The organism is uncultured Tenacibaculum sp. (assembly GCF_947504135.1).
In the GTDB taxonomy this organism is placed as follows: Bacteria; Bacteroidota; Bacteroidia; order Flavobacteriales; family Flavobacteriaceae; genus Polaribacter.
Genome location: NZ_CANNGG010000005.1, coordinates 183,213 through 205,944, shown reverse-complemented (window position 1 = coordinate 205,944; position 22,732 = coordinate 183,213). Strand labels below are relative to the sequence as shown.

Here is a 22,732-nt window from a genome sequence, read left to right as displayed (position 1 = left end):
ATATTCTGTACCTTTACAATTATGTATGCGTTGGTAGATTGTAATAACTTTTATGTTTCTTGCGAACGGGTTTTTAATCCGAATTTGCAAGGAAAACCTGTAGCTATTTTAAGCAATAACGATGGGTGTGTTATTTCAATGAGTGACGAAGCAAAAGACTTGCAACTTCCATTTGGAGCTCCAATTTTTAAGTGGGATCAGTTTTGTAAAAACAATAATATCTCAGTGCTATCGTCAAATTATCCGTTGTATGGTGATATGAGCGCTAGAGTGATGAAAATTTTAGAACAATTTTCTCCAGATGTAGAAGTATACTCTATTGATGAAGCATTTTTACAATTCAAAGGTTTTAATGAATATAATTTTAATTCTTATGGAACTGAAATAAGAAGTAGAATTTTACAATGGACGGGTATTCCAACTTGTGTAGGAATTGCACCTACAAAAGCATTGAGTAAAGTAGCTAATAAAATTGCTCGAAAATTCTTAAAAGAAACAGGTGGAGTGTGTGTGATTGATTCCGAAGAAAAAAGAATAAAAGCATTAAAATGGACTTCTATAGAAAATGTTTGGGGAATTGGAAGAGGGATACAAAAAAGACTACAAGCTAAAGGATGTGTAAAAGCGTATGATTTTACACAGTTAAGTGATGATTGGGTACTGAAAAATTTATCGATTACAGGTTGGAAGTTGAAAAAAGATTTAGAAGGAGATCCTAAAATACAACTAGATGAACCTGCTAACAAAAAAACAATAGCAACAACCCGAAGTTTTGAATATACATTTTCGGATCTAGATAATATTAAAGAAAGAATTTCAACGTTTGCTGTAAGTTGTGCAGAAAAATTACGAAAGCAAAACTCAAGTTGTCATATGATAATTGTGTTATTGCGTAGTGATTATCATAAAAAAGAAACTGAACAACATCGAGCAAGTAAAACAGTTGTACTTCCATACCCGACAAACTCTACATTAACAATAAGTAAAAGCGCGGTACAAGCAGTAACAACTATTTTTAAAGAAGGAATACACTACAAAAGAGCAGGAGTCATTGTAACAGGATTGGTGCCTTCAGATAATTATCAATTAGATATGTTTGCAAGTGAAAACCCGAAGCACGCTTCTTTAATGAGTGCGATTGATAAAATTAATCAGACTTATAAAGCAGATAAGATTAAATTAGCCAATCAAGATTTACGGCGTACTTGGAAGATGCGTCAAGAACGATTATCACCCAAGTACACAACTAATATTAACGATATTATCAAGGTAAAGTAAGTTTAGTTAAACAACAAACAATAAGATGTTACGAAAATTAAAACAAGTACAAGCATCAGAAGCATTGACATTTTTTTTACCGAAAGAATTAAATGAAACCGAAGGAGCTATCTTTATGGATATAGGTATTTCTGCTGGATTTCCTTCTCCTGCAGATGATTTTAGAGAAACTCGTATTTCGTTAGATGAGGAGCTTATTAGAAATAAAGAGGCAACTTTTTTTGCACGAGTAAGTGGTCAATCGATGATTGGTGCTGGTTTGGATGATAATGATTTGCTGGTGATTGATAGAAGTATTCCGCCAACCAATAATAAGATAGCGGTTTGTTTTTTAGATGGAGAGTTTACGGTAAAACGTTTGCGAGTTGAAGGAGGAGAAGTTTGGTTGAAACCTGAAAATCCAGATTATCCTATTATAAAAATCACTGAAGAAAATAATTTTATCATTTGGGGAATTGTCACCAATGTGATTAAGAAAGTTTAGAAGTGAAAAGAGACCGCTTCGCTGTTAGATAAAAGAATTAAGACAGTTTTATCAAAAAGATCAAGAGTCATTCCGAACTTTTCGTAAGGAATCTTAAAATAAAAAATCCAGCAATTTGCTGGATTTTTTTGTCTTTGTTCTTTAGCCTAAAAGTCTTGCTTCTAAAAATTAACAAAACTCGTCGTAAGCAGCTGCTAAGTTTTGAGCAATTGCTTCAGCAGAACGACCCTCGATATGATGACGCTCTAACATGTGTACTAAATTTCCGTCTTTAAATAAGGCGATTGCAGGTGATGATGGAGGGAAAGGAATCATATATTCTCTTGCCTTCGCAGTAGATTCTTTTTCTACCCCTGCAAAAACAGTTGTTAAATGTGTAGGAGTTTTATCTGCCCCTAAAGAAGCAATAGCTCCTGGTCTTGCAGTACCTGCAGCACATCCACAAACTGAGTTTACCATTACTAACGTAGTTCCTTCTTTTGCTAAAGCATTGTCAACATCTTCAGCAGTATATAAAGCTTCAAAACCAGCGTTGATTAATTGGTCACGCATTGGTTTTACTAATTCTTCTGGATACATATTTTTGAATTAAATTTTAAAGCAAAGATACTGTTTTTCATGGCAACAATCAACTTCAAATAGCTATGGTTGTAGTTGCTTAAAATTTTATCTTTGCACTTTTAAATTTTATAAATGGGAAAATTTGCAAAATGGCTTGGGGCTGGAGCAGGCTTTACGTTAGGAGGCCCTATTGGAGCTATTGTAGGATTTGTTGTGGGGAGTTTTATTGATGGAATTTCAGTAGAAGATTTTAAAGAAGAACAACAAGAATATCAAAAAAGACAACATGAGGGAACAAGAGGAAGAGCTACTTCAGGAGATTTTGAAATTAGCTTATTAATCTTAGCATCGGTAGTTATAAAAGCAGATGGGAGAATAGATCAACGCGAATTAGATTATGTTCGTACGTATTTTGTGAAAATGTACGGTAAAGAACGAGCAAATCATGCATTTAAATTGTTCAACGGAATTATTAAAAAGCAAATTTCTACACGTCAAGTTTGTTTACAAATTCGTCAGTACATGTCGCATGCTACGCGATTACAGTTAGTCCATTTTTTATTCGGAATAGCGCAAGCTGATGGACAGGTAACGAGTAATGAGGAGCAAGAAATTAGAAAAATAGCAAGTTATTTATACATTAATGAATACGATTATTCATCAATAAAAGCAATGTTTTATGATGAGTCTGATAGCGCTTATAAAATGCTAGAAATAACAAAAGAAGCTACTAATGATGAGGTGAAAAAAGCGTATCGAAAAATGGCTAAAAAGCACCATCCAGATAAATTGCAAAACTTAGGAGAAGAGCATAAAAATGGAGCTAACGAAAAGTTTCAAAAAATTCAAGCAGCTTACGAACAAATTAAAAAAGAACGAGGAATTAATTAGTTTGTTTCCTTAAAAATAGAATTCACAATAAAAACGCCTTTTTTAAGGCGTTTTTTTATATCTCAAACTCAACAATTACAAGAAAATACGTAATTTCGCACATTCAATTAATAAACCGACAAAATGAGTAAGAAGTTTACTGAATACAAAGGATTGGATTTACCAAAAGTAGCAGAAGAAATATTAAACTATTGGGAAGAAAACAACATCTTTGAAAAAAGTATTACTACACGTGAAGGAAATGAACCATTTGTGTTTTTTGAAGGACCACCTTCAGCAAACGGTTTACCAGGAATTCACCACGTAATGGCACGTGCCATTAAAGATATTTTTTGTCGTTATAAAACCCAAAAAGGATACCAAGTTAAGCGTAAAGCAGGTTGGGATACGCATGGGTTACCTGTAGAATTGGGTGTTGAAAAAGAATTAGGAATCACTAAAGAAGACATTGGAACAAAAATTACCGTTGAAGAATACAACGAAGCGTGTAAAAAAGCGGTAATGCGTTACACTGATATTTGGAACGACCTAACCCAAAAAATGGGATATTGGGTAGATATGGAAGATCCATATATTACTTACAAACCAAAATATATGGAATCGGTTTGGTGGTTGTTAAAGCAAATCTATGATAAAGATTTACTGTATAAAGGATATACCATTCAACCGTATTCACCAAAAGCAGGAACAGGATTAAGCTCGCATGAGTTAAACCAACCAGGAACCTATCAAGATGTTACGGATACTACAGTAGTAGCTCAGTTTAAAACAATCAAAGAAACGTTACCAGAGTTTTTACAAGTTGAAGGAGATGTGCACTTTTTAGCATGGACAACGACTCCATGGACACTTCCTTCAAACACAGCATTAACGGTTGGCCCAAAGATTGAGTATGTTTTAGTAAAAACATTCAATCAATACACATTTGAACCAATTCAAGTGGTGTTAGCGAAAAACCTGGTAGGTAAACAATTTGCTGGAAAGAAGTTTAATGAAGTTGAAGACGTAGCTGAATTAGCAAATTATGCAGAGGGAGATAAGCAAATTCCATATGCAGTTGTAAAAGAATTTATAGGAAAAGACTTAGTAGGTATTAAATACGAGCAATTATTACCATATGCTCTACCATACCAAAATCCAGAAAATGCTTTTAGAGTAATTTCAGGAGATTTTGTTACAACTGAAGATGGTACAGGTATTGTACACACAGCACCTACGTTTGGTGCTGATGATGCGTTGGTTGCAAAACAAGCAACTCCAGAAGTGCCACCAATGTTAGTGTTAGACGAAAATGAGAATCCAGTTCCTTTAGTAGATTTACAAGGGAAATTCCGTCCAGAAATGGGAGAATTTGCAGGTAAATATGTGAAGAACGAATACTATACTGATGGTGAAGCACCAGAAAAATCGGTGGATGTTGAGTTAGCAATTCAATTAAAAGAAGAAAACAAAGCCTTTAAGGTTGAAAAATATGTACACAGTTATCCTAACTGTTGGCGTACCGATAAACCAATTTTATATTATCCGTTAGATTCTTGGTTTATCAAGGTAACTGATGTAAAGGATAGAATGTTCGATTTAAACGAAACCATCAACTGGAAGCCAAAATCAACTGGAGAAGGACGTTTTGGTAACTGGTTAAAAAATGCGAATGATTGGAACTTATCGCGTTCTCGTTTTTGGGGAATTCCATTACCAATTTGGCGTACTGAAGATGGAACAGAGCAAATTTGTATTGGTTCTGTAGAAGAATTGAAATCAGAAATTGCAAAAGCTGTTGAAGCAGGTGTAATGACTGAAGATATTTTTGCTGATTTTGAAGTAGGAAACATGTCTGAAGAGAACTATGATAAAATCGATTTACATAAAAATGTAGTCGATAAAATTACCTTAGTTTCTACATCAGGTAAACCAATGAAGCGCGAAAGTGATTTAATTGATGTATGGTTCGATTCAGGTTCTATGCCATATGCACAATGGCATTATCCGTTTGAAAATAAAGAATTAATAGATACTAAAGAAAGTTACCCAGCGAACTTTATTGCAGAAGGAGTAGATCAAACTCGTGGATGGTTCTATACGTTACATGCAATTGGAACGATGGTGTTTGATTCTGTAGCTTATAAAAATGTTGTATCTAACGGATTGGTGTTAGATAAGAACGGACAAAAAATGTCAAAACGTTTAGGAAATGCGGTAGATCCGTTTACTACATTGTCAGAATTTGGTCCAGATGCTACGCGTTGGTACATGATTTCAAATGCGAACCCATGGGACAACTTAAAATTTGATATTGCAGGAATAGAAGAGGTAAAACGTAAATTCTTCGGAACTTTATACAATACCTATTCATTCTTCTCATTATATGCGAATATTGACAATTTTACGTATAGCGAAGCTGAAATTCCAATCAACGAAAGACCAGAGATTGATCGTTGGATTTTATCTGAATTAAATACGTTGGTTGATAAGGTTGATAAATTCTATGCAGATTATGAGCCAACCAAAGCAACCAGAGCAATTTCTGATTTTGTACAAGATCATTTAAGTAATTGGTATGTGCGTTTATGTAGAAGACGTTTCTGGAAAGGAGAATATGCACAAGATAAAATTTCAGCATACCAAACATTGTATACATGTATGTTAACGGTGGCTAAATTAGGGTCTCCAGTAGCACCTTTCTTTATGGATCGTTTATATAAAGATTTAGTAAACGCTACATGTGTAGAGGATTTTGAAAGTGTACACATTGCAGAATTCCCTAAGTATAATGCTGATTTAGTAGATAAATCATTAGAGCGTAAAATGGAAAATGCACAAACGATTTCATCATTAGTTTTATCTCTTAGAGCTAAAGAAAAAATCAAAGTACGTCAACCATTACAAAAAATAATGATTCCAGTATTAGATGCAGTTCAGAAGGAAGAAATTTTAGCAGTTGCAGATTTAATTAAGTCAGAAGTAAACGTTAAAGAGATTGAGTTATTAGACGATGCTTCAGGAATTTTGGTGAAACAAATCAAGCCAAACTTCAAGGCTTTAGGTCCGAAATTTGGTAAAGATATGAAGCTGATAGCGAATCAAATACAAGGATTTACACAAGAAGACATCTTCAAAATAGAAAAAGAAGGAGAAATTTCTGTGGAAATTAATAATAAAATGATTACTTTAGAAACCGCTGATGTAGAGATTTCATCAAAAGATATCGAAGGGTGGTTGGTAGCAAATGCAGAAGGGTTAACCGTTGCTTTAGATGTTACGATAAACGACGAATTACGCAAAGAAGGTGTGGCAAGAGAATTGGTAAATAGAATTCAAAACGCACGAAAAGACACAGGTTTAGAAGTAACCGATAAAATAAAATTAACCATTTTACAAGCTGATGATTTAAGAGAATCGGTATTGGCAAATGAAAACTACATTAAAGCAGAAACATTAACAAACGAATTAGTTTTTGTTGATGATTTAAATAATGGTACAGAAATTGAGTTTGATACCATTAAAAGTAGAATGTTAATTGAAAAAATATAGCATTATGGATGATGTTAAAATAAGATATTCAGATAGTGATTTACAAGAATTTAAAGAAATCATCTTAAAGAAAATTGAAAAAGCAGAAGAAGATTTAAAATTATTACAAGCTTCTTACAAAAACGGATCTGATAACGGTACCGATGATACTTCTCCGCAATTTAAGTCGTTTGAAGAAGGATCGGATACAATGGCTAAAGAAGCAAACATGCAATTAGCTATTCGTCAAGAGAAATTTATTAGAGATTTAAAGAACGCCTTAGTTCGTATTGAAAATAAAACCTACGGTATTTGTAGAGTTACTGGTAAGTTAATTCAAAAAGAACGTTTAAAATTAGTGCCTCATGCTACGTTAAGTATTGAAGCAAAACGCAAGCAATAAACCTTAGAAAATTTATATAAAGCCTCTTTTAAGAGGCTTTTTTTGTATGAAGAAATATGTGTTCTTATTATTTATAGTCGGTAATCAACTTCTTTTTAGTCAAGAAAAAGTAGTGCAGAAAAGAAGTATGCTGGTGCATGAACTTGAAGTACTTACTTACGGATTAGATGATATTGTTGTAGAGAATTCTGAAAATAATCAGTTAGAGGTAACTCTGTTTGATGAAAATCCGCATACACATAATATCCTTTTTTATGAGGAAAATGAGATTTTAAAAGTAAGTTTTGAACTGAATATTTCCCTATATCAAGATGAGGTTTTTAGAAAGTACATTACAAGAAGACTTGAAAGAGCTCGAGTAGTAATAAAAGCTCCAAAAAATAAGCATATTACAATCCATGGTAAAACTATAGGAGTGACTTCAAAAAGCTATGAGGGAGATTTAGATGTGTATATTGAAAGAGGAAACATAAAATTGAATACCATTTCAGGAAATATAAAAGCACACCTTTTTCAAGGAAATGTATTTGCAGATGCATTTAAAACAGATTTAAACCTAACTACAAATAAAGGAGTAATTCTAGTTAATGACGAAAAGAAAATTTCTCCATTTCTAAAGCAAAATTCATCATCATCCAAAATAATTACCGTAAATTCTATTCATGCTAATATTACTGTGAAAAGAAAGGATTAATATAAGTTTGATTAAAAAAAACTACCTCTTTCAAACTATATAAAGACGAATATGACGAAAAGTATAGGGTGCTTTTTTCTAAAAAATAACTGTAAAAAACATAAGAATAGTTTTCTTATTTTTGTTTCCATTAATTTGAAATAATGTCTAAAAAACACATCGCAATACTTACCGTAGTTTTGGCAATTTTAATTGACCAAATAAGTAAAATATATATCAAAACTCATTTTCAACTAGGAGAAGAAATCATTGTTTTTAACGATTGGTTCAGAATCCATTTTACCGAAAATAACGGTATGGCTTGGGGATTTGAATTCGGTGGAAAAGCAGGTAAATTATTTTTAACATTGTTTAGAATAGTTGCGGTTACCGGTATTGTGTATTGGTTGTGGCAAACCATTAAGAAAAAAACACATACAGCAGTAATTATAGCAATATCACTAATTTTAGCGGGAGCAGTGGGTAATATTATCGATTCTGTTTTTTACGGAGTAATTTTCGATTCGTCATACCACAACGTCGCTACGCTTTTTTCTGATAATCCTTACGGAGAATTATTTCACGGTAAAGTAGTTGATATGTTGTATTTCCCAATTTATCAAGGAGAAAACTTTACATTTTTCAATGCTATTTTTAACGGAGCAGATTCTTGGATAACCATCGGAGTTGCGTTATTATTCATATTCAATAAGCAAGCATTTCCAAAGGAGGAAGAAGAAACAAAGAAGGTTTCATAAATCTCACTTTCATTTACTTTTTTTATATTTATAGAAAAAGAAAACTATGCGTTTACTAAAATACCTTGCTGTTTTTGTACTAGGATTTTTAATTGCAAAATTTTGGTATGAAAAGAAGGAGGAAAAGTATGAACAAGAAGAAATTCAAGTTGTTTTAAATGGAGTTCAGAACCTGAGTAAGTTGGTGGTTTCAGAAGGAAGTTTTTCTGAAATGTATAGCTTTACAGATGCCAAAAAATACTTTTACGGATACCTTACGTTTGAAAAAAAAGCAATGCTTTCTGTGAATGCAAAGGTTGAGGTTGGTTATGACTTATCAAAATTAGAAATTCAGATAGATAGTGTAGGGAAACAAATCATTATCAATAAAATTCCTGAAGAAGAAATTCTCATCTCTCCCGATATTAAATACTTCGATTTACAACAAAGTCAGTTCAATACATTTTCTAAACAAGAATTGAATAAGCTTAATGCTAAAGCTATAGAAAAGATTCAATCAACAATTACAGTGTCTCGATTACAAAAAGACGCTAAAACACGGTTATTTGAAGAATTATCGAAAATTTACCAACTTTCTAAAATTTACAATTGGAAAGTGGTTGATAATACCAATTCAAAGGTTTTTGACTCGTTGTTGTTAAAAGATTAATGAGGCAATTTCTTACTCAACAAACCGTAAATAAAAGCACCTAAAAGAGCACCTAAAAGCACAATAATCATTGGTGCTATTCCATGTCCGATTAACACAAAAATAGGGCCAGGACATGCACCTGCTAACGCCCAACCCAATCCGAAAAGAGTTCCACCAACTAAAGTTCTAATAAAACCTTTTTTCTTTTCTTTAATATTGATTTGGTTACCTAAGTAATCTTTAATTTTTCCACTTTTAAAGAAATACATAAACACTGCAGAAATAGCTACGGCAGAACCAATAATTCCGTACATGTGAAATGATTGAAACTTAAACATTTCATAAATTCGATACCAAGAAACAGCTTCTGATTTTGATAAAATAATTCCGAAAATTATACCAATAACTAAAAATTTCAAATTCTTCATCTTAACCAAATATTAAAGGGAAAAGTACCCAAATCATAATTAAACCACCTATAAAAAAACCAATTACTGCAATTAAAGAAGGTAACTGAAAGCTACTCAATCCTGTAATAGCGTGCCCTGAAGTACAACCGTCTGCGTAACGCGTTCCGAAACCAATTAAAATTCCGGCAACTAACAAAAAGGCAAAACCTTTTAAGGTTAACATGTTTTCTATACTATAAATTTCATTTGGCACATACGTTTTTCCAGCATCAGCAAAACCTAATTCAGCTAATTCGTTAACGGTGGTAGGGTTTAAATCAACTCCTGGTGCAGCAGATAAAAAGTTAATAGCTATATATCCTCCAATTAATAAACCAACTAAAAATACAATAGCCCAATCGCGTTCTTTCCAGTCTTTTTTAAAATAATCAGATACTTTGCCGGCACCTGCCATAGTACACATGGTTTCTAAGTTAGTAGATACGCCAAAGTTTTTTCCGAAGTAAAAAAATAAGAAAAGTATCAACGAAATAAGTGGTCCAGATACATACCAAGGCCAAGGTTGTAAGATAAAATCCATTTAACAGAGTTGTTTTATAAAGTGCAAATATAAAGTATAATTCTTGTTTAAAAGTTTGTATACAAAGAATACATGGCTCTATATTTTCTCATTAATTTAGAGAGTTTATTTAAAAAGAAGTACTTTTGAACCCTAGAAAGTTTACTTAATTTTAGTATAAGATGGGAATAGATTTTGTGGTTACTTGGGTTGATATGGATGACCCTAAATGGATTAAAGAGTTTTCAAAATTTTCTGATAAAATAGATAATTCTGTTAACGAAAAATCAGAAGCACGTTTTCGTGATCACGGTTTTTTAAAATATTGGTTTAGAGGTGTTGAGAAGTTTGCTCCTTGGGTTAGAAAAATTCATTTTGTAACTAGCGGACAGAAACCTGAATGGTTAGATGAAAATCATCCTAAGATTAATTTAGTAAGTCATTCTGATTTTATTCCAGAGGAATATTTACCAGTTTTTAACTCTAATTTAATTGAGATTTATATGCACAAAATTCCTGATTTATCAGAGCAATTTGTGTATTTCAACGACGACTTTTTTATTATAAACGATGTTCCTGAAACGCGTTTTTTTGAAAATGGATTACCGAAAGATATTGCCACTTTTAGAACCAATACAGGTATTTCTCAATTCGAGAAAATGTTAAAAAATAACATTCGACTTATCAATAAACATTTTGATAAGAAAGAAGTTTTTAAAAGAGATCATGATAAATGGTTTCACCCTTCGTATGGTTCAAGAGCAAGAATAACAAAATTATTAAGGTACTACAATAAATTTGTAACACTTCGTACTCCACACAACGCACAGCCTTTTTTAAAGTCTACTTTTGAAGATGTTTGGAAACACTGTGGAAATGAACTTACAGGAATGTCTACACACAGATTTAGAAGCGATAACGACTACACGCCTGAGTTATTTAAGACTTGGCAGATTTGTAAATCTAACTTTATACCGTATAATACGTATCAAGATACCAAGATGTTTTCTTTGGTTATAAAGTCGAAACAAGCAATTAAGGCTGTTAGAGAACAATCGTATAAACTGGTTTGTTTAAACGATAATATACACATAAGAAACTACGATAAAGTAATGCAAGAAATACACGATGCTTTTGAGAGTATCTTGCCTGAAAAATCAAGTTTTGAAAAATAGGAGGTAGTAGAACCTTTTACATTAAAAAAGCCTAATGTTTAAAAACATTAGGCTTTTTTTTATGATTGTTTTTCCATTTCAAAATCTTCCATGAACTTAGTGGTATAATTACCCGCTACGTAATCTGGATGATCCATTAATTGTCTGTGGAAAGGAATAGTTGTTTTTACACCTTCAATAACATACTCATCTAATGCACGTTTCATTTTGTTGATTGCTTCTTCACGAGTTTGTGCAGTAACAATTAACTTAGAAATCATAGAATCGTAGTTTGGTGGAATCATATACCCAGCGTATACGTGAGTGTCGATACGAACACCATGACCACCTGGAGCATGATAAGAAATTATTTTTCCTGGAGCAGGTCTAAATCCGTTATAAGGATCTTCTGCGTTAATTCTACATTCAATTGAATGTAATTGAGGCTTGTAGTTTTTACCTGAAATTGGCACACCAGCCGCAACTAAGATTTGTTCACGAATTAAATCGTAATCAACAACTTCTTCCGTAATTGGGTGTTCTACTTGAATACGAGTATTCATTTCCATAAAGTAGAAGTTACGGTGTTTATCTACTAAGAACTCAACTGTACCAGCACCTTCATACTTAATGTATTCAGCAGCCTTTACAGCAGCAGCTCCCATGGCATCACGTAATTCTTCTGTCATGAATGGAGAAGGAGTTTCTTCAGTTAATTTTTGGTGACGACGTTGAACTGAACAATCTCTTTCAGATAAGTGACAAGCTTTACCGTAAGAATCACCTACTACTTGAATTTCTATATGGCGAGGCTCTTCAATTAACTTCTCCATATACATATCGTCATTTCCAAAAGCAGCTTTAGATTCTTGTCTAGCAGAATCCCAAGCATCTCTTAAATCTTCAGCTTTCCAAACAGCACGCATTCCTTTACCTCCACCACCAGCAGAAGCTTTTAACATTACAGGATATCCTGTTTCTTTAGCGATTTCTTCACACTCTTCAAAAGTGGTGATTACACCGTCACTACCAGGTACACAAGGTACACCCGCAGCTTTCATGGTAGCTTTAGCATTCGCTTTATCTCCCATACGGTCAATCATTTCAGGAGAAGCTCCGATGAACTTAATATCGTGTTCTTCACATAATCTTGAAAACTTAGCATTTTCAGCTAAGAAACCGTATCCTGGGTGGATTCCGTCTGCGTTTGTAATTTCAGCAGCAGCAATGATACGATCCATTTTTAGGTATGATTCGCTACTTGGAGCAGGTCCAATACACACTGCTTCGTCAGCAAATCGTACGTGTAAACTTTCAGCATCTGCTTTAGAGTAAACAGCCACTGTTTTAATACCCATCTCTTTACAGGTTCTAATTACACGTAGCGCGATTTCGCCTCTATTGGCAATTAATATCTTTTTAAACATGTCTTTTAGTTTATGAGTTTATTGGGTTTAGCTGTTTAAGAGTTTAGCTATGTGCTAAACTTCTAAACGTAAAACTTCTAAACCAAAAATTATGATGGGTCTACTAAGAATAATGGTTGATCAAATTCTACTGGAGAAGAGTCATCCACTAATACTTTAACGATTTTACCAGATACTTCTGATTCGATTTCGTTAAATAATTTCATTGCTTCAATAATACAAACAGTATCACCAACTTTTACTTCAGTTCCTACTTCAGCAAAATTAGGTTTATCTGGAGAAGGCTTTCTGTAGAAAGTACCAATGATAGGTGATTTTATAGTTACATATTTTGAGTCGTCTTCAGTGTTAGCAGGAGCAGCTGCAGCTGGTGCTGCTGGTTGAGCAACAGGAGCTTGAGCCATCATTTGAGGAGCTTGAGCCATAGGAGCAGCAGCTTGAATAATAGTAGTTTCAGCAGCCTCGCTTCCAGTTTTAATGGTGATTTTAATATCTTCCATTTCTAGCTTTACTTCACTTGCACCTGACTTTGCTACAAATTTTATAAGACTTTGAATTTCTTTAATGTCCATTTTCCTAAATTTTAGTTGTTTAGTTTATGAGTTATATGCCCATTTTAAGTAGATAGCTCCCCAAGTGAAACCACCACCAAATGCGGCAAAAATTAAATTATCTCCTTTTTTCAACTCTTTTTCATAATCGGCAAGTAATAACGGTAAAGTAGCAGAAGTAGTATTTCCGTACTTGTGAATATTCATCATTACTTTATCTTCTTCTAAGCCAACTCTGTTAGCAGTAGCTTCGATGATTCTTTTATTAGCTTGATGTGGAACTAACCACTGAATATCTTCTTTTGTTAAGTTGTTTCTGGTTAACATTTTTTCAGAAACATCTGCCATATTTGATACGGCAAATTTAAACACTGTTCTACCTTCTTGATGTACAAAGTGTTGTTTGTTTTTTATGGTGTTTTCTGATGCTGGTAAGATTGAACCACCTGCTTCGATTTTTAAAAATTCACGACCAATACCGTCACTTCGTAAATATTCGTCTTGTAAACCAAATCCATCAGTATTAGGTTCAAATAAAACAGCGCCTGCGCCATCACCAAAAATGATACAAGTAGCTCTATCAGTATAATCAATAATTGATGACATTTTATCAGCACCAATTAATAATACCTTTTTATAACGACCACTTTCAATATACTTAGCAGCAGTAGACATACCGAATAAGAAACTAGAACAAGCAGCCTGTAAATCGTATGAAAAAGCATTAACCGCTCCAATTTTAGAGGCAGTGTATGCTGCTGTAGAAGCTACTGGCATATCTGGTGTAGCGGTTGCTACGATTACCATGTCTATTTCTTCAGGGGTTGTATTTGATTTTTGTAGTAAATCTTCGGCTGCTTTAATAGCCATGTAAGAAGTTCCAAGACCTTCTCCTTTTAAGATTCTTCGTTCTTTGATTCCTGTTCTGCTGGTAATCCATTCATCGTTGGTATCTACCATTGTTTCTAGCTCTTTGTTAGTTAGAGCGTACTCGGGAATATATTTTCCTACCGCCGATATAGCTGCAGTTATTTTAGTCATAGTTGTTTGTTTTGTAGTAAAACGAGTTTTCAAAGTAATGAAAATTATTTCACTTTTTTGTAGAAAAAAACATCAAAAAATACATTTTTTGATGTAAAAACATAAAAAAACCCTCAAAATAGAGGGTTTTTTAATTTTTTAAACTAGTTCTTAAGCCTCAGCAGCAGCGCTTTCTAATACTACTTGACCTCTGTAATAAAGTTTTCCTTCATGCCAGTGAGCTCTGTGGTATAAATGAGCTTCTCCAGTTGTAGGATCAACAGCTATTTGAGGTACAGAAGCTTTATAGTGAGTTCTTCTTTTATCTCTTCTAGTTTTAGATATTTTTCTCTTTGGATGTGCCATTTTATGTCTTATTTATCTGTTAGTAAATCCTTTAATTTATCCCATCTAGGGTCTGTTGACTCTTCCTCAACAGGTTTTTCTTCGTTTATTCTTAATTCTTCTAATTTTCTTAAAGCATCTGATTGCATAGTGCCATCAGCAACATTTGGATGTATTCTCTTGCTTGGTACTGATAACACAATTAGCTCATATATGTATTGAGCTACATTTACTTGATAAGCTTCATGTGGAAGTATCAAAATTTCATCGTGTTCGTCATTAAACTCAGGTCCAAACTTAACAACTAAATTTAAATTACCATTAATAGGTAAATCAAATAATTCGTTAGTAATATCACAAGGAACGTTAACTGTTCCACTGATGTTAAAAGATAGTTCCAATAAAGTACTTTTTTTAACAAATGTAATATCGGCTTTTACGTTAGAGTTTTTAAACTCGTCAAACTGAAATGCTTCAAAGAACGTTTTGTCAATTTGATATTCAAACAAATGACTTCCTTCTTTTAAACCTACAAAAGGTATGTTGAATTGTTTTAAGTCTTTCATCTACAACTATCAATTTGAGCGTGCAAAGATATAAAAAATGTTTTTACTTTTATATTTTGTGTAAAAAAAATGCACTATTTTACGTTTAAAGCATTTTTAGTAAGTTCTTGATACTCTTTTCGGTTCTTAAATATTTGTAATGAGGTAAATAAAGCTTCTTTAAACGACGTTTCATTTGCTTTATTTTTACCTGCAATATCAAATCCCGTTCCGTGATCTGGAGAGGTTCTTACTTTAGCTAATCCTGCGGTGAAATTTACACCATTTCCAAACGATAAAGCTTTGAAAGGAGCTAACCCTTGGTCATGATACATGGCTAAAACACCGTCAAATTGTTCGTAAGTTTTAGAACCAAAGAAACCATCAGCTGCATAAGGTCCAAAAACTAATTTACCAGATTCTTTAATTTCGGCAATCGTTGGGCGAATAATTTCATCGTCCTCAGTACCTATAATTCCGTTATCTCCACAATGAGGATTTAGTCCTAAAATGGCAATTTTAGGTTTGTTGATGTTGAAATCTTGCTTTAATGAATTATACATAATTTCAACTTTCGACTTGATAAGCTCTGGAGTAATGGTTTCGGCAACCCTTGAAACAGGAATATGTCCTGTTATTAAACCAATACGTAATTCATCCGTCATTAAAATCATCAAGCTTTTTCCGTCTATGTTCTCTTCCAAGTATTCTGTATGACCAGGGAACTTAAACTCTTCTGATTGTATATTCTCTTTACTAATAGGAGCGGTAAGTAAAACATCAACTTGATTTTTCTTTAAAGCAGCTACTGCTCCTTGCAAAGATTTTAAAGCATATTTACCACCTTCTTCAGTAATTTTACCTAAATCAATTTTAACCTCCTCTTTCCAAACATTCAATAAGTTGACTTTTCCGTGAACTAATTTATCTATCGAAGTAATTCCGTGGACACTATTATTAAGATTCAACGCTTTTTTGTGGTATGAAATCAGTTTGTTTGAAGCGAACAACACAGGGGTACAGAAATCTAACATTCGTTTGTCTTCAAAAGTTTTTAAAATAATTTCGATACCAATTCCGTTGATGTCTCCAACTGAAATTCCAACAATAATTTTGTTTGCTTTATCCATAGTTTACTTTCGTAGGTAAAGTTGTATTTTTGATGCTAACAAAAGTAACTAAATTTTTATAGAATGTTTACCGGAATAATAGAAACTCTTGGAACGGTTAAAGGAATAGAGCGTGAAAAAGAAAATTTACACCTTACAATTCAAAGTACAATTACCAACGAGTTAAAAATAGATCAAAGTGTGGCTCATAATGGAGTTTGTTTAACAGTAGTGGCAATTAATAATGATGAGTATACCGTTACAGCAATAAAAGAAACTTTAGATAAAACCAATATTGGCGATTTACAAATAGGAGACGAGGTAAACCTTGAAAGAGCGATGAAATTAGGGGCTCGTTTAGACGGTCATATTGTACAGGGACATGTAGATAGGACAGGAATTTGTAAAAGTATTGAAGATGCTGATGGGAGCACGGTTTTTACTTTTTCTTACGATTTTGATGGAAGTAATGTAACGATTGAAAAAGGTTCTATTACCATTAACGGAGTGAGTTTAACAGTTGTAAATTCTAAAAAAGATGAATTTAGTGTGGCAATAATCCCTTATACCTTTGAGCATACTACGTTTAAAAATTTTACAATTGGCAGCAAGGTAAACTTAGAGTTTGATGTTATAGGAAAGTATGTTGCTAGACTAACTCAATTTAGATAATAGGAGAAAACCTCCAACAATTATAAAAACCATAAATATATTTCGATATGTTTATGGTTTTTTCTTTTTTTATGATAAAAATCATGAAAATCAGCGTGTTATATCCGTATCTTTGAGAAAGTGTATAAAACTATAAGTTATGGATATATCGGTTTTTTTGTTGAAATTTTGGGGCTGGTATTGTATTATTTTCTTCTTTGTTTTGAGTTTTAATCCGAAAAGGGTAAAACAAATAGTAGATAACTTACAAGATGCCCGATTCTTAATTATCCTTTCGCTTTTTGCAATTATTATAGGGTTGCTTAATGTGTTAGCTCATAATATTTGGGAACCAAACATTAAACTATTAATAACCTTATTTGGTTGGTTAGCCTTAATTAAAGGAATTATTCTCTTCACTTTTCCAAAACAAACCATCAACTTATTAAAACAAACCAATTTAAAGTTTATACAAGCATTGTATGTTTTGCTTTTCTTTTTGGGGTTGTTTTTATTAAATGAAGCTTACGGAATTGTGCCTTTTTAAACTGAATTTGCATTAAATATGAAAATGAATACTGATAAAATCTCAATAGTAAAGAGTTCTGGAGAAGTCGTACAGTTTGCACTCACCAAGTTAAAAAAATCTCTAAAACGAACTGGTGCCGATGATGAAGTGGTAGCTTCTATTTTAGAAACCGTTCATGATGAATTGTATGAAGGAATAACCACAAAAGAAATTTATAATAGAGCCTTTGCTTTATTGAAGAAAAAGAAAAATGTATTTGCTTCAAGGTATAAGTTAAAGAAGGCTATATATGAGTTAGGTCCCACTGGTTTTCCTTTTGAACATTTTATAGGAGCTATTTTAAAGTATTCAGGATATAAGGTAGCTGTAGGAGAAATTTTACAAGGTGAATGTGTACAGCACGAAGTAGATATTGTAGCACATAAAAACAATGAAACTACTGTTGTAGAGTGTAAGTTTCATAGTGAGGAAAGTCTCGTTTGTAATGTTAAAGTTCCTTTATATGTTCATTCTCGTTATCGCGATGTTAAAAATCATTGGAATACATTTAAAAAACACGATACAACGTTAACTCAAGGTTGGGTTGTAACGAATACAAGGTTTACTAAAGATGCGACTGAGTATGGTAATTGTGCTGGATTGTACCTGTTAAGTTGGGATTACCCTGTAGGAAATAGTTTAAAGGATATAATTGATCGTTTAGGGTTATACCCTATTACGGTTTCAACTTTACTGACAAATAGAGAAAAGCAGTTTTTATTAAATAGAGATGTAGTACTGTGCAGAGAGTTAATAAAAGATAGCTTTTACTTAGATCATTTAGGGGTTTCTGATACTAGAAAGAAAAGAATTCTTGCAGAAATACAACAATTGTGTAACGCTTAAAACAAGTAATGATGCTTAATTTTGCTAAAGTTCATTTTTTAGGAGCAGCAGGTACAGTTACAGGATCAAAGTTTTTGCTCGAAGCGTACGGTAAGAAAATTTTGATTGATTGCGGTATGTTTCAAGGACTCAAAGAGCTTAGAGAGTTAAATTGGAAAGAACTTCCTGTAGATGTAAACCAAATCGATATAGTACTATTAACACACGGGCATCTAGATCATGTAGGGTTTTTACCTAGGTTGTACAAACAAGGATTTAGAGGAAGGATTGTTGGAACAGCCCCTACTTTAGCGATTGCAGGAATTATTTTAGAAGATAGCGCAAAGATTCACGAGGAAGAAGCAGAAAAAGCAGCTCTAGAACATTATAGTAAACATAATCCTGTACTTCCTTTTTATACAATTGCTGAAGCTGAAAAAACAATAACCTTATTTGAAGCTGTAGAGGAAGGAGAATGGATTTCTTTTTCAGATGAAATATCATATAGATTTCAATACAACGGACATATCATTGGGGCTACTTTCATAGAATTAAATATCAACAAAAAGCGATTTGTGTTTTCTGGAGATATTGGAAGGCAAAATGATTATTTGTTAGAAAAACCCAAAAAACCTGAGTGGGCAGATTATCTTTTTTTAGAAAGTACATATGGTCATAAACTGCATCCTACAGAAGATATAGAAGAAATTTTATCAGAAACGATTAAAAAAACCATCGTGCAAAAAGGAAATTTAATCATTCCTAGTTTTGCTGTTGAGCGTTTGCAAATGTTAATGTATGTTTTATGGAAGTTGTATAAGAAAAATAAAATCCCAAACATTCCCATTTTTGTAGATAGCCCGATGGGGAATAATGTTTTAGAGGTTTTTAAACGATATCCGCAATGGCATAAATTATCGATGGATGAATATGTAGCTATGTGTAATCACGTTACTATTTTAGAATCGTATAGAGAAACTTGGGAAACTATTGATGTTCCGAGATCTAAAATAATAATTGCAGGAAGCGGTATGGTAACTGGTGGTAGGGTTTTAACTTACTTACAACAAATGATTGATGATCCTACTACGACGATTCTGTTGGTTGGGTATCAGGCAGAAGGAACTAGAGGAAGACAATTACAAGAAGGATGTCATGAAATAAAGTTCTTTGGACGATATTTTCCTGTAAAGGCAAGAGTTAAAAGTATAGAAAGTTTATCTGCTCATGCAGATCAGCAAGACTTGTTAGATTGGTTAAGTGAGATAAAAAACATACCAGAAGAAGTGTTTCTTATTCATGGAGAACAAACAGCTTTAGATGTTTTTAGGGTGAAAATACAAAAAGAGAAAAATTGGAATGTTTGTATTCCAAAATTACATGCTATAAAAGAGTTAATGATATAAAACGAAATGTTTAATCGTAAAAGCTAGCTCAATGAAAACAACAAACACATATGTAAAATATGTTGAATGGTTGAGTGCAGAAGATATGCATTCAACCTCAAAACAATGGCTGTCTGAACTTTCTTTTTTGAAAGATGAACAACTCTTTTTTGAAGATTTAATTAGAAAGTATATTTTTGAATTAATAGCTCCTGATCAATTTAAGGGAACAACTAAAATAGTTGAAGAGTTAGGGAAATCTAGAAAAAAAACGGACGATTTAATTAAGCTTGTAGAGGCTCATGAAAGAGGGTTAGAAGTAATGATAGATGGAGTAGATCGAAGAAGTTTATAAAAATGAACATCGAAGATTAATTATTGAAGTAAGTGAGTTCTTAAAAGAAACTCTTTTTAATACTGTGAAAGAAATCGCAAAATTAGAGAAAAAAAGAATTGAGTAATAAAAAAACGGAGCTAATAATTAGCTCCGTTTTTTTTTGTTTTATGAGGTGATATAACGTTTAACTACCCATAGAGGTACGTGTAAATCTTGTGTAAACAATTCTTCAGTAACACTTCCTACTAAAAGAGAAGTAAAGTTGTTATGTCCTTTGTCAGCAACGAATAAAATGTCTGTTTTATCTTTTTCGGCAATAGTTCTAATTTTTTCAGGAATACTGTCATCACCTGCAGAAGCTTTAAGAGTTTCTATATGTTTAGCTTTTGTTTTTTGAAGTAATTTTTCAAACTGTGAATCAACGTGTTTTTCTACTTTTTCTCGAGCTTTATCAACTTTTATGTAAGGAAAAAATAGCTGAGGTATTTTAAAAACATTCAGCGCTTTTAACGTAGATTTTTGTTTTGAACTCATGTCTGAAGCGGTATGAAATGCTTTTAGTGAGGCTGATGAAAAATCAGTAGCAACCATAAGGTTTTCTGGATTTAGGTTTGCTTCCTTAGGAATAGAAAGAATATTGCATTTTGCCATTCGTAATAACTTTCCTGAAACAGAACCAGAACCTTTATAGGTGTTTTTATTACCTAGAATAATTAAATCAGCATGATATTTATTGGCAACATAACTGATTAAACTTTCTGTATAAGCATCATCAGAAACTAATAATTCATAGTTGCAGTCGGCATTAAAATGTTTACTTATGCTACTTTCAAGTTCTTCTTCAATAATTTCTTCAATATTAATGTTTTCTAACTGTTCAGAGAATAAGTTGCTTATTTCATATTTTTTTACATTATGAATAAAATATACATTCTCTGTTTCATGGTTTTTTGCAAGCATGCTACAATACTTAATAAGTGTAACATCTAGTTCGGAAAGATCTAAGGCAACTAGTATATTTTTAATTTTCATAATTTAAGATTTTTGTTTTTTCGAATCTATTAATCTTTTCACAGTTTCCTGGTATTCTTCCTTTTCTTTTTGGTTTAGACGTTTTATATGTTCTTTGTAGTCTTCTTTTAATCCTTTGTAAAGAGAATAACACATGAGTAGCAAAAGTAAGGTAAAAGGAAGTCCGGTTGCAATAGAAGCAGTTTGTAAAGCTTTTAAACCTCCTCCTAATAATAAAACAGCAGCCACAGCACCTTCTGCAAGTGCCCAAAATATTCGTTGCCCTACAGGAGCGTCAATTTTTCCTCCAGAGGTTAAACTATCAACGACTAAAGAACCAGAATCTGATGAGGTAACAAAGAAACTAGCGATGAGCAAAATTGCTATTATATTTAACGCCATTGAAAAAGGAAAGCCTTCTAAAAACACAAAAAGAGCAGTTGCAACATTGTCATTCACACCCTCTGCAATAGTGGGGTCTCCTCCTAAAATTTCGTGTAATGAGGTTGCTCCGAAAGCAGTAATCCAAAACAAGGTAATTAATGTAGGGACGATTAATACTCCAAGAATAAACTCTCTAATAGTCCTTCCTTTAGAAACACGTGCGATAAACATACCTACAAAAGGAGACCAAGCTATCCACCATCCCCAATAAAAAATAGTCCATGAGTTTTGCCATTCTGTTCCTGTATAGGCTTCAGCCCAAGTAGAAAGATTGATTAAGTCGTTTACATAACTACCAGTATTTTGTACAAACGATTTTAAGATGAAAATAGTGGGACCTAAAATTACTACGGCAAGTAATAATAATACTGCAATACGCATGTTCATTTCACTTAAAAACTTTACTCCCTTATCAACTCCTGAAATTACTGATATGGTGGCGATTAGTGTGATTCCGACAATTAGCCATATTTGTAATGAAATTCCTGAATCTAAACCAAAAACGTGCTCTAAACCAGCAGCTACTTGTTTAACACCTAACCCTAATGAAGTTGCTAAACCAAAAACAGTAGCTAAAACAGCAAAAATATCTATAATATCACCAATTCTACCATGAATTCTATCCCCTAAAAAAGGATAAAATACTGAACGAATAGTTAAAGGAAGCCCCCTAGAGTATGTAAAATAAGCTAAGGATAAGCCTACTAATGCATAAATACCCCAAGCATGCAATCCCCAGTGTAAAAAAGTAACATTCATGGCTTCTTTAGCAGCAGCAGCTGTGTTTGGATCGGCTAAAGGAGGCGAAGAAAAATGATAAACAGGTTCGGCAATACTCCAAAAAAGTAGCCCAATACCCATACCAGCACTAAAGAGCATAGAAAACCAAGAAGTAGTTGAAAATTCTGGTTTTGCTTTAGCTCCACCAATACGTAAGCTTCCGTATTTACTAAAAGCTAAGTAGAGCATAAAAGCAACAAAAATGTTTACAGCTAAAATGAATAGCCAACCAGTTTTATTTGCTATAAAATTTTGTGCTGTATCAAAATAGGATTGAGCTCTTTCTTTAAAGAGTAACGTTAAAGCTACACTTAGTATTATTACTATTGAAGAAGTGAAGAATACAGGACCGTTAACTTCAAGTCCAAAAATCGATTTCCTCTCGTCACTTCTAATTATTTTTTTAGCTTTCTTCATTTGTT

General features: G+C 32.9%; 25 protein-coding genes. 14 read left to right on the top strand and 11 right to left on the bottom strand.

The features are described from left to right. Positions 1–21 precede the first annotated feature (21 nt). Positions 22–1,278 carry a Y-family DNA polymerase gene (locus Q0663_RS11725; RefSeq protein WP_299011237.1) on the top strand — a complete coding sequence of 419 codons (1,257 nt, stop codon included), beginning with the start codon at positions 22–24 and terminating at the stop codon, positions 1,276–1,278. A gap of 25 nt (positions 1,279–1,303) precedes the next feature. Further along, positions 1,304–1,762, top strand: coding sequence for a LexA family transcriptional regulator (locus Q0663_RS11720; RefSeq protein WP_299011235.1), 459 nt, complete (start codon positions 1,304–1,306; stop codon positions 1,760–1,762). A gap of 168 nt (positions 1,763–1,930) precedes the next feature. Here Q0663_RS11720 and Q0663_RS11715 read toward each other — a convergent pair whose 3' ends face one another. Beyond that, entirely contained in the window at positions 1,931–2,341 is a 411-nt protein-coding gene (locus Q0663_RS11715; RefSeq protein ID WP_028892207.1) for a BrxA/BrxB family bacilliredoxin, read from the bottom strand. A 114-nt stretch (positions 2,342–2,455) separates the two neighbouring features. Between Q0663_RS11715 and Q0663_RS11710 the strand changes: the two genes are divergently transcribed. The 6 genes from Q0663_RS11710 to Q0663_RS11685 all read left to right on the top strand — a co-directional run bounded on the left by Q0663_RS11710 (position 2,456) and on the right by Q0663_RS11685 (position 9,207). Further along, entirely contained in the window at positions 2,456–3,214 is a 759-nt protein-coding gene (locus tag Q0663_RS11710; protein WP_299011231.1) for a TerB family tellurite resistance protein, read from the top strand. A gap of 123 nt (positions 3,215–3,337) precedes the next feature. After that, on the top strand, positions 3,338–6,745 hold the full coding sequence (gene ileS, locus Q0663_RS11705; protein WP_299011229.1) for an isoleucine--tRNA ligase: 3,408 nt from the start codon (positions 3,338–3,340) through the stop codon (positions 6,743–6,745). 4 nt (positions 6,746–6,749) lie between these two features. After that, positions 6,750–7,127: a TraR/DksA C4-type zinc finger protein gene (locus Q0663_RS11700; protein ID WP_028892210.1), complete on the top strand. Its 378-nt coding sequence runs from the start codon at positions 6,750–6,752 to the stop codon at positions 7,125–7,127. Positions 7,128–7,173: 46 nt separating this feature from the next. Next, complete coding sequence (locus Q0663_RS11695) at positions 7,174–7,821, top strand: hypothetical protein (protein ID WP_299011228.1); 648 nt, start codon at positions 7,174–7,176, stop codon at positions 7,819–7,821. Between the two features lie 143 nt (positions 7,822–7,964). Continuing rightward, complete coding sequence (locus tag Q0663_RS11690; protein ID WP_299011226.1) at positions 7,965–8,558, top strand: lipoprotein signal peptidase; 594 nt, start codon at positions 7,965–7,967, stop codon at positions 8,556–8,558. Between the two features lie 46 nt (positions 8,559–8,604). Continuing rightward, positions 8,605–9,207 (top strand): DUF4230 domain-containing protein, encoded by a 603-nt coding sequence (locus Q0663_RS11685; protein WP_299011224.1) that lies wholly within the window; start codon positions 8,605–8,607, stop codon positions 9,205–9,207. Here Q0663_RS11685 and Q0663_RS11680 read toward each other — a convergent pair. Both Q0663_RS11680 and Q0663_RS11675 read right to left on the bottom strand, forming a co-directional pair. Beyond that, on the bottom strand, positions 9,204–9,617 hold the full coding sequence (locus tag Q0663_RS11680; RefSeq protein WP_299011222.1) for a DUF6691 family protein: 414 nt from the start codon (positions 9,615–9,617) through the stop codon (positions 9,204–9,206). The two genes, Q0663_RS11685 and Q0663_RS11680, sit on opposite strands and share 4 nt — an antisense overlap. Position 9,618: 1 nt before the next feature. Then, positions 9,619–10,179 carry a YeeE/YedE thiosulfate transporter family protein gene (locus Q0663_RS11675; RefSeq protein ID WP_299011220.1) on the bottom strand — a complete coding sequence of 187 codons (561 nt, stop codon included), beginning with the start codon at positions 10,177–10,179 and terminating at the stop codon, positions 9,619–9,621. 161 nt (positions 10,180–10,340) lie between these two features. Between Q0663_RS11675 and Q0663_RS11670 the strand changes: the two genes are divergently transcribed. Then, positions 10,341–11,333, top strand: a complete 993-nt coding sequence (locus tag Q0663_RS11670; RefSeq protein ID WP_299011218.1) for a Stealth CR1 domain-containing protein — start codon at positions 10,341–10,343, stop codon at positions 11,331–11,333. 59 nt (positions 11,334–11,392) lie between these two features. On the opposite strand, the gene accC is transcribed toward Q0663_RS11670, so the two are convergent. From accC to pdxA, 6 genes are all read right to left on the bottom strand, one after another. Beyond that, positions 11,393–12,739, bottom strand: a complete 1,347-nt coding sequence (gene accC, locus Q0663_RS11665) for an acetyl-CoA carboxylase biotin carboxylase subunit (protein ID WP_299011216.1) — start codon at positions 12,737–12,739, stop codon at positions 11,393–11,395. An 89-nt stretch (positions 12,740–12,828) separates the two neighbouring features. Further along, on the bottom strand, positions 12,829–13,311 hold the full coding sequence (accB, locus tag Q0663_RS11660) for an acetyl-CoA carboxylase biotin carboxyl carrier protein (protein ID WP_299011213.1): 483 nt from the start codon (positions 13,309–13,311) through the stop codon (positions 12,829–12,831). A 24-nt stretch (positions 13,312–13,335) separates the two neighbouring features. Further along, on the bottom strand, positions 13,336–14,331 hold the full coding sequence (locus tag Q0663_RS11655; protein WP_299011212.1) for a beta-ketoacyl-ACP synthase III: 996 nt from the start codon (positions 14,329–14,331) through the stop codon (positions 13,336–13,338). Positions 14,332–14,481: 150 nt separating this feature from the next. Then, positions 14,482–14,676, bottom strand: coding sequence for a 50S ribosomal protein L32 (gene rpmF / locus Q0663_RS11650; RefSeq protein WP_047789948.1), 195 nt, complete (start codon positions 14,674–14,676; stop codon positions 14,482–14,484). Between the two features lie 8 nt (positions 14,677–14,684). After that, complete coding sequence (locus Q0663_RS11645) at positions 14,685–15,221, bottom strand: DUF177 domain-containing protein (protein WP_299011210.1); 537 nt, start codon at positions 15,219–15,221, stop codon at positions 14,685–14,687. A 74-nt stretch (positions 15,222–15,295) separates the two neighbouring features. Further along, a complete protein-coding gene (gene pdxA / locus Q0663_RS11640) occupies positions 15,296–16,330 on the bottom strand; it encodes a 4-hydroxythreonine-4-phosphate dehydrogenase PdxA (RefSeq protein WP_299011208.1) in 1,035 nt (344 codons plus the stop codon). Between the two features lie 63 nt (positions 16,331–16,393). On the opposite strand from pdxA, the gene Q0663_RS11635 reads away from it, so the two are divergent. The 5 genes from Q0663_RS11635 to Q0663_RS11615 all read left to right on the top strand — a co-directional run bounded on the left by Q0663_RS11635 (position 16,394) and on the right by Q0663_RS11615 (position 20,093). Continuing rightward, positions 16,394–16,981, top strand: coding sequence for a riboflavin synthase (locus Q0663_RS11635; RefSeq protein WP_299011206.1), 588 nt, complete (start codon positions 16,394–16,396; stop codon positions 16,979–16,981). A gap of 139 nt (positions 16,982–17,120) precedes the next feature. After that, a complete protein-coding gene (locus Q0663_RS11630) occupies positions 17,121–17,507 on the top strand; it encodes a hypothetical protein (RefSeq protein ID WP_299011204.1) in 387 nt (128 codons plus the stop codon). A 24-nt stretch (positions 17,508–17,531) separates the two neighbouring features. Further along, entirely contained in the window at positions 17,532–18,374 is an 843-nt protein-coding gene (locus Q0663_RS11625) for a restriction endonuclease (protein WP_299011292.1), read from the top strand. A gap of 11 nt (positions 18,375–18,385) precedes the next feature. After that, positions 18,386–19,759, top strand: a complete 1,374-nt coding sequence (locus tag Q0663_RS11620; protein WP_299011290.1) for an MBL fold metallo-hydrolase — start codon at positions 18,386–18,388, stop codon at positions 19,757–19,759. A gap of 31 nt (positions 19,760–19,790) precedes the next feature. Beyond that, a complete protein-coding gene (locus tag Q0663_RS11615; RefSeq protein WP_299011202.1) occupies positions 19,791–20,093 on the top strand; it encodes a hypothetical protein in 303 nt (100 codons plus the stop codon). A 147-nt stretch (positions 20,094–20,240) separates the two neighbouring features. Here Q0663_RS11615 and Q0663_RS11610 read toward each other — a convergent pair whose 3' ends face one another. Further along, positions 20,241–21,107, bottom strand: a complete 867-nt coding sequence (locus tag Q0663_RS11610) for a universal stress protein (RefSeq protein ID WP_299011200.1) — start codon at positions 21,105–21,107, stop codon at positions 20,241–20,243. Between the two features lie 3 nt (positions 21,108–21,110). Then, a complete protein-coding gene (locus Q0663_RS11605; RefSeq protein WP_299011198.1) occupies positions 21,111–22,727 on the bottom strand; it encodes a BCCT family transporter in 1,617 nt (538 codons plus the stop codon). Between the last annotated feature and the right edge of the window lie 5 nt (positions 22,728–22,732).

What these genes read in the sequence shown, in the direction of transcription:
- accB (WP_299011213.1), bottom strand. Translation starts at nt 13,311, where the DNA reads ATGGACATTAAAGAAATTCAAAGTCTTATAAAATTTGTAGCAAAGTCA.
- Q0663_RS11670 (WP_299011218.1), top strand. Translation starts at nt 10,341, where the DNA reads ATGGGAATAGATTTTGTGGTTACTTGGGTTGATATGGATGACCCTAAA.
- Q0663_RS11635 (WP_299011206.1), top strand. Translation starts at nt 16,394, where the DNA reads ATGTTTACCGGAATAATAGAAACTCTTGGAACGGTTAAAGGAATAGAG.
- Q0663_RS11725 (WP_299011237.1), top strand. Translation starts at nt 22, where the DNA reads ATGTATGCGTTGGTAGATTGTAATAACTTTTATGTTTCTTGCGAACGG.
- Q0663_RS11700 (WP_028892210.1), top strand. Translation starts at nt 6,750, where the DNA reads ATGGATGATGTTAAAATAAGATATTCAGATAGTGATTTACAAGAATTT.
- rpmF (WP_047789948.1), bottom strand. Translation starts at nt 14,676, where the DNA reads ATGGCACATCCAAAGAGAAAAATATCTAAAACTAGAAGAGATAAAAGA.
- Q0663_RS11655 (WP_299011212.1), bottom strand. Translation starts at nt 14,331, where the DNA reads ATGACTAAAATAACTGCAGCTATATCGGCGGTAGGAAAATATATTCCC.
- Q0663_RS11625 (WP_299011292.1), top strand. Translation starts at nt 17,532, where the DNA reads ATGAATACTGATAAAATCTCAATAGTAAAGAGTTCTGGAGAAGTCGTA.
- Q0663_RS11710 (WP_299011231.1), top strand. Translation starts at nt 2,456, where the DNA reads ATGGGAAAATTTGCAAAATGGCTTGGGGCTGGAGCAGGCTTTACGTTA.
- Q0663_RS11630 (WP_299011204.1), top strand. Translation starts at nt 17,121, where the DNA reads ATGGATATATCGGTTTTTTTGTTGAAATTTTGGGGCTGGTATTGTATT.
- Q0663_RS11695 (WP_299011228.1), top strand. Translation starts at nt 7,174, where the DNA reads ATGAAGAAATATGTGTTCTTATTATTTATAGTCGGTAATCAACTTCTT.
- Q0663_RS11690 (WP_299011226.1), top strand. Translation starts at nt 7,965, where the DNA reads ATGTCTAAAAAACACATCGCAATACTTACCGTAGTTTTGGCAATTTTA.
- pdxA (WP_299011208.1), bottom strand. Translation starts at nt 16,330, where the DNA reads ATGGATAAAGCAAACAAAATTATTGTTGGAATTTCAGTTGGAGACATC.
- Q0663_RS11680 (WP_299011222.1), bottom strand. Translation starts at nt 9,617, where the DNA reads ATGAAGAATTTGAAATTTTTAGTTATTGGTATAATTTTCGGAATTATT.
- Q0663_RS11610 (WP_299011200.1), bottom strand. Translation starts at nt 21,107, where the DNA reads ATGAAAATTAAAAATATACTAGTTGCCTTAGATCTTTCCGAACTAGAT.
- Q0663_RS11675 (WP_299011220.1), bottom strand. Translation starts at nt 10,179, where the DNA reads ATGGATTTTATCTTACAACCTTGGCCTTGGTATGTATCTGGACCACTT.
- Q0663_RS11720 (WP_299011235.1), top strand. Translation starts at nt 1,304, where the DNA reads ATGTTACGAAAATTAAAACAAGTACAAGCATCAGAAGCATTGACATTT.
- Q0663_RS11715 (WP_028892207.1), bottom strand. Translation starts at nt 2,341, where the DNA reads ATGTATCCAGAAGAATTAGTAAAACCAATGCGTGACCAATTAATCAAC.
- accC (WP_299011216.1), bottom strand. Translation starts at nt 12,739, where the DNA reads ATGTTTAAAAAGATATTAATTGCCAATAGAGGCGAAATCGCGCTACGT.
- Q0663_RS11620 (WP_299011290.1), top strand. Translation starts at nt 18,386, where the DNA reads ATGCTTAATTTTGCTAAAGTTCATTTTTTAGGAGCAGCAGGTACAGTT.
- Q0663_RS11645 (WP_299011210.1), bottom strand. Translation starts at nt 15,221, where the DNA reads ATGAAAGACTTAAAACAATTCAACATACCTTTTGTAGGTTTAAAAGAA.
- ileS (WP_299011229.1), top strand. Translation starts at nt 3,338, where the DNA reads ATGAGTAAGAAGTTTACTGAATACAAAGGATTGGATTTACCAAAAGTA.
- Q0663_RS11685 (WP_299011224.1), top strand. Translation starts at nt 8,605, where the DNA reads ATGCGTTTACTAAAATACCTTGCTGTTTTTGTACTAGGATTTTTAATT.
- Q0663_RS11615 (WP_299011202.1), top strand. Translation starts at nt 19,791, where the DNA reads ATGAAAACAACAAACACATATGTAAAATATGTTGAATGGTTGAGTGCA.
- Q0663_RS11605 (WP_299011198.1), bottom strand. Translation starts at nt 22,727, where the DNA reads ATGAAGAAAGCTAAAAAAATAATTAGAAGTGACGAGAGGAAATCGATT.